This window comes from Streptomyces sp. NPDC057271, from assembly GCF_042668715.1.
GTDB lineage: Bacteria > Actinomycetota > Actinomycetes > Streptomycetales > Streptomycetaceae > Streptomyces.
In genome coordinates, this window is record NZ_JBHUYJ010000015.1 from 14,608 (window position 1) to 19,949 (window position 5,342).

At 69.7% G+C, this 5,342-nt stretch carries 4 protein-coding genes and 1 pseudogene; 2 read left to right on the forward strand and 3 right to left on the reverse strand.

The window, feature by feature from the left end; translation table 11 throughout:
- Window positions 1-122: 122 nt before the first annotated feature.
- The 3 genes and pseudogenes from ACFUJR_RS10205 to ACFUJR_RS10215 form a co-directional block, all read right to left on the reverse strand.
- Window positions 123-584 carry an ASCH domain-containing protein gene (locus ACFUJR_RS10205; protein ID WP_383180974.1) on the reverse strand — a complete coding sequence of 154 codons (462 nt, stop codon included), beginning with the start codon at window positions 582-584 and terminating at the stop codon, window positions 123-125.
- A gap of 104 nt (window positions 585-688) precedes the next feature.
- Window positions 689-2,084 (reverse strand): annotated as a pseudogene (locus ACFUJR_RS10210) (gluconate:H+ symporter).
- A gap of 149 nt (window positions 2,085-2,233) precedes the next feature.
- Window positions 2,234-2,758, reverse strand: coding sequence for a gluconokinase (locus tag ACFUJR_RS10215; protein WP_383180983.1), 525 nt, complete (start codon window positions 2,756-2,758; stop codon window positions 2,234-2,236).
- 139 nt (window positions 2,759-2,897) lie between these two features.
- On the opposite strand from ACFUJR_RS10215, the gene ACFUJR_RS10220 reads away from it, so the two are divergent.
- Both ACFUJR_RS10220 and ACFUJR_RS10225 read left to right on the forward strand, forming a co-directional pair.
- Complete coding sequence (locus tag ACFUJR_RS10220) at window positions 2,898-3,599, forward strand: FadR/GntR family transcriptional regulator (protein ID WP_383180977.1); 702 nt, start codon at window positions 2,898-2,900, stop codon at window positions 3,597-3,599.
- 193 nt (window positions 3,600-3,792) lie between these two features.
- Window positions 3,793-5,262 (forward strand): amino acid permease, encoded by a 1,470-nt coding sequence (locus ACFUJR_RS10225; protein ID WP_383180980.1) that lies wholly within the window; start codon window positions 3,793-3,795, stop codon window positions 5,260-5,262.
- Window positions 5,263-5,342: the final 80 nt, after the last annotated feature.

Here is a 5,342-nt window from a genome sequence, read left to right on the forward strand (position 1 = left end):
GGTAGGAGGGGGGCGGGAGCGGTAGTAGGGTGCTTGTCCTGTGTTCTTCATGCTCGGAGCTGCTGTGTGGGGAGGGGGGGGGGGGGGGGGGCCCCCCCCCCCCCCCCCCCCCACCCCCGGGCTCAGCCCAGATGCCGTACGACCCTGAACCGCTCCGCGACCGCCACCGTCGCGTCGGTCACCGTGAACTCCGGATCGCCGAGGAACTCCCGCATCTCGGCGCCGTGCCAGAACCTCTCGTGGGAGGCCCGCCATTCGGCGACCGTCGTGTACCCCTCCCCCTCCTCGATCGCGAACCGGAGGTCGATCTCGCCGACCGGCAGCACCCGTACCTCCGTGGTCTCCACCACCGCGACGGGCCGCTCCCGCGAGTCGATCAGCGCCCAGCGTTCGCCCACGCGCGGCAGTTCGTCGCCCTCGACCTCGTACTCCACCAGGAGACCCGTCGTCGAGGTCTTCTCGCCGGCGAGGACGGCCGCCACGAGCCGGTCGCGCAGGGGGCCGGGAAAGGCCAGCTCGAACGGCTTGAGGGACGCGGGATCCTCAAGGGTCTCCGTCTGTGCGGTGGTCTCACTCTCTTCCATGCGCCGCAGTGTGGCACGCGTCACGCGGCACCAACCGGACGGGGTCCTGACGCCGGGAGGCGTCCGGACCCCGTCCGTTCGCGGGTGAGCCGGGGGCGCGGTGGCTACAGCGCCAGCGACAGCAGCAGGACGAAGACGATGCCGACGACCGAGATGATCGTCTCCATCACCGACCACGTCTTGATCGTCTGGCCGACGTTCATCCCGAAGTACTCCTTGACGAGCCAGAACCCGGCGTCGTTCACATGGCTGAAGAACAGCGAACCGGCACCGATCGCGAGGACGAGCAGCGCCGTCTCACTCGTGCCCATGCCCTCGGCGAGCGGGGCCACGAGCCCGGCCGCCGAGATCGTCGCCACCGTGGCCGAGCCGGTCGCGAGGCGGATGGCCACCGCGATCAGCCAGGCGAGGAGCAGCGCCGGGATCGACCAGTTCTCGGAGAAGTCCAGGATCATCTGGCCCACGCCGACGTCGATCAGGGTTTGCTTGAGGCCGCCGCCCGCGCCGACGATCATCAGCACGCCCGCGATCGGGGCGAGGGACTTCTCGACGGTCGAGGAGAGCCGCTCCTTGGTGAAGCCGGCCGCGCGGCCCAGCGTGAAGAGGCCGACCAGCACGGCCGCGAGCAGCGCGATCAGCGGCGAGCCGATGACGTCGGTGACCTTCTGTACGGCGTTGTCGGGGTTGTCGACGACGATGTCGACCAGCGCCTTGACCAGCATCAGGACGACGGGCAGCAGGACGGTCGCGACGGTGGGACCGAAGCCGGGGCGCTTCTCCAGGTCCTCCGACGGCCGCGCGGGGATCATGTTCTCGGGGGCCGGGATGTCGACCCAGCGGGCCGCGTACCGGGAGAAGAGGGGACCGGCGATGATCACGGTCGGGATGGCGACCAGTACGCCGAGGGCGAGGGTGACACCGAGGTCGGCGCCGAGTGCGTCGATGGCGACCAGCGGTCCGGGGTGCGGCGGGATCAGACCGTGCATCACCGACAGACCGGCGAGGGCCGGGATACCGATCCGCATCAGCGAGTAGTCGCCACGCTTGGCGACGAGCAGGACCACCGGGATCAGCAGGACGATGCCGACCTCGAAGAAGAGGGGCAGACCGATGACGGAGGATCAGCACCATCGCCCAGGGCATCGCCCGGCCGCTCGCCCTGGCGAGGATGGTGTCGACGATCTGGTCCGCGCCGCCGGAGTCGGCGAGCAGCTTGCCGAGGATCGCGCCGAGCGCGATGAGCACACCCACACCCGCGACGGTCTTGCCGAGACCGGCGGTGAAGGAGTCGACGGTCGCCGCGAGCGGCGCCCCGGCGAAGGCGCCGAGGGCCAGCGACCCGATGGTCAGGGCGAGGAAGGCGTGCAGCTTGAACGTGGTGATGAGCAGGACGATGACGGCTATGCCCGCGAGCACGGCCATGCCGAGCTGGGCGTTGCCTGCCGAGGTGATCGGCTCGACGGCGTCCGCTGCCAGCACCTCGACGCTGAGACTGGTCACGGTGGTTCCTTAGGGGACGGGTGAGGGCGGGAGGGGCCGTCCGGCACCCGGAACTGGCGACGGACGACGGGTACCGAGTGCCGCTGGTCACGGCGGGACTCCAGGGGCACGGCAGGACCGCGGCAGCCCTGCCGCAGGGCTTGTGCGGATCAGCCGACGAGCTCGCGCAACGCGGCGACCGCCCGCGCGGCGATCTCCTCGGGGGAGCCGGAGACGTCGACGGCCACACCGGCCTCGTCGTCCCCGAGCGGCTGCAGCGTGGCGAACTGCGAATCGAGCAGCGCCGTCGGCATGAAGTGCCCCTTGCGCTCCCTCATCCGCCGCTCGATCAGCTCGCGGTCGCCGGTCAGATGGAGGAAGACCACGTCCGGGGCGGCCGCCCGCAGCCGGTCCCGGTAGGTCCGCTTCAGCGCGGAGCTGCTCACCACCCCGCCGAGCGCCTCACGGCCGTGCGCCCACCGCCCGATCGCGTCGAGCCAGGGGCCACGGTCCGCGTCGTCCAGCGGGGTGCCGGCCGACATCTTCGCGACGTTCGCCGCAGGATGGAAATCGTCGCCCTCGGCATAGCGGACTCCGAGCGCGTCCGCGACCAGCGGACCGATGGTCGTCTTGCCGGTGCCGGCGACGCCCATCACGACGACGACCGGGGGGACCGTCGGGGAGGTGGAGCTCATGGGGTGGTGCCTCGCTGTCTTCTTCGACATCGATTCCGTCGCGCTCATGAAACCCATTGGGTACGACGTATTCAAGAGGCTGTGACTTTAAAGTCATACTTTTTATTGGTGATCTTGGTCCACGCGTAGGCTGACCCCCATGACGACACCGGCCCAGGGGCTCCATTCGCACGTCCTCGCCACCCTGGGTCTCGCCATCACCGCGGGGGAGTACCCGCCCGGCAGCGTCCTGCGCACCGACGAACTCGCCCAGCGCTTCGACGTCTCCCGCACCGTCGTCCGCGAGGTCGTGCGCGTCCTGGAGTCCATGCACCTGGTCGAGTCCCGCCGCCGCGTGGGCGTGACCGTCCTGCCGACCGCGCAGTGGAACGTGTACGACCCCCAGGTCATCCGCTGGCGCCTGGCCGGTGCCGACCGCCCCCGTCAGCTGCGCTCGCTCACCGTGCTCCGCTCCGCCGTCGAACCCGTCGCCGCCGGACTCGCCGCCGTGCGCGCCACCCCCGAGCAGTGCCGTGAACTGACCGAGCAGGCGCTCGGCATGGTCGCCACCTCGCGCGGGCGGCAGTTGGAGGCGTACCTCGTCCACGACATCGCCTTCCACCGGATCGTCCTGAACGCCTCCGGCAACGAGATGTTCGCCCGGCTCGGCGACGTCGTCGCCGAGGTGCTCACCGGCCGCACCCACCACCAGGTGATGTTCGAGGACCCCGACCCGGCCGCCGTCACCCTGCACGTCCAGGTCGCCGAGGCGGTGCGGGAGAGGGACGCGGTACGCGCCGAGGAGCTCACCCGCCGGATCGCGGTCGGCGCCCTCAAGGAACTGGACGTTCTCGCGCCGTAGAACCTTTCGATCCCAGGCGTTCGCCCCTCATGAACCTCAGAAGTAGCTCAAATATGGGCGATCAGTGACATTGGCCACTGCTGAAATCCCGCCTTGCCGTGACGATGTGCGCTGGCCGTGAGAGCCGTGGACGATCTCCACGCGATCGGCCGGGTACCGCACAGACCCTCCCCTCACGAAGGCGAACAACTCCATGAGTGACCGCACCCTCCCCGCGGCCGACACGCTGTCCGCCACGCCACCGGCGGCGGCATCCGGGGCGTCCCCCCACGTGGACGCCGGCGACGCCGGGTACCGCAAGGACCTCAAGTCCCGGCACATCAACATGATCGCCATCGGCGGCGCGATCGGCACCGGCCTCTTCCTCGGCGCCGGTGGGCGCATGGCCAACGCCGGCCCGTCCCTCTTCATCGCGTACGCGGTCTGCGGCGTCTTCGCCTTCTTCGTGGTGCGGGCCCTCGGCGAACTGGTCCTCTACCGCCCCTCCTCCGGCGCGTTCGTCTCCTACGCGCGTGAGTTCATGGGCGAGAAGGGCGCCTACACGGCCGGCTGGCTCTACTTCCTCAACTGGTCGACCACCGCCATCGCCGACATCACCGCGGCCGCCACCTACGCCCACTTCTGGGCCATGTTCAGCGACGTCCCGCAGTGGATCCTCGCGCTGATCGCCCTCGCGGTCGTCCTCGCCGCCAACCTCATCTCCGTGAAGTACTTCGGTGAGATGGAGTTCTGGTTCGCGATCATCAAGGTCGGCGCGCTCGTCGCCTTCATGCTCATCGGCATCTTCCTGATCGTGACCTCGCACGACGTCGGCGGCCACACGCCGGGCCTGTCCACCATCACGGACAACGGCGGCATCTTCCCGACCGGTGTCATGCCGATGCTGCTCCTGATCCAGGGTGTCGTCTTCGCGTACGCCTCCGTCGAACTGTGCGGCGTCGCCGCCGGCGAGACCGAGAACCCCGAGAAGATCATGCCGCGGGCGATCAACTCGATCATGTGGCGCGTGGGCCTCTTCTACGTCGGTTCCGTGATCCTCCTCGCCCTGCTCCTGCCGTACACCGCGTACTCCGGCGACCAGAGCCCGTTCGTCACCGTCTTCGACAAGCTGGGCATCCCCGGCGCCGCCGGCGTGATGAACCTGGTCGTCCTCACCGCCGCGCTCTCCAGCCTGAACTCGGGTCTCTACTCGACCGGCCGGATCCTGCGCTCCATGTCGCTCGCGGGCTCCGCGCCCAAGTTCACCGGAGTCATGAACAAGGGCGGCGTGCCCTACGGCGGCATCCTGCTCACCGCCGCCTTCGGTGTCCTCGGCGTCGGCCTGAACTACCTCATGCCGGGCGAGGCCTTCGAGCTCGTGCTGAACTTCGCCTCCATCGGCATCATCGGCACCTGGGCCATGATCATGGTCTGCTCGCTGCTGTTCGTGAACCGCTCCAAGGAAGGCCGGGTCACCCGCCCCGGCTACCGGCTGCCCTGGGCCCCGTACACCCAGATCGTCACGCTGATCTTCCTCGGCTCCGTCCTCGTCCTGATGTGGATGGACGGCGGCATCAGCCGCACCACGGTGAACTCCCTCCCGCTGATCGGGCTCCTGCTCGTCGGCGGCTGGTTCCTGGTCCGGGGGCGCGTCCGCGCGACCGCCGCGGCGACCCGGGACTGACGACCCCCCACGGGGTGCAGGGGACCACACCCGGTGTCGCCGTGGGGGGGCTTGTTTTGTTCGGGGGTTTCCAGTTGGGG

Excerpts from the sequence above, each read along its gene's own strand:
- ACFUJR_RS10205 (WP_383180974.1), bottom strand. The coding sequence starts at position 584 with ATGGAAGAGAGTGAGACCACCGCACAGACGGAGACCCTTGAGGATCCC.
- ACFUJR_RS10215 (WP_383180983.1), bottom strand. The coding sequence starts at position 2,758 with ATGAGCTCCACCTCCCCGACGGTCCCCCCGGTCGTCGTCGTGATGGGC.
- ACFUJR_RS10220 (WP_383180977.1), top strand. The coding sequence starts at position 2,898 with ATGACGACACCGGCCCAGGGGCTCCATTCGCACGTCCTCGCCACCCTG.
- ACFUJR_RS10225 (WP_383180980.1), top strand. The coding sequence starts at position 3,793 with ATGAGTGACCGCACCCTCCCCGCGGCCGACACGCTGTCCGCCACGCCA.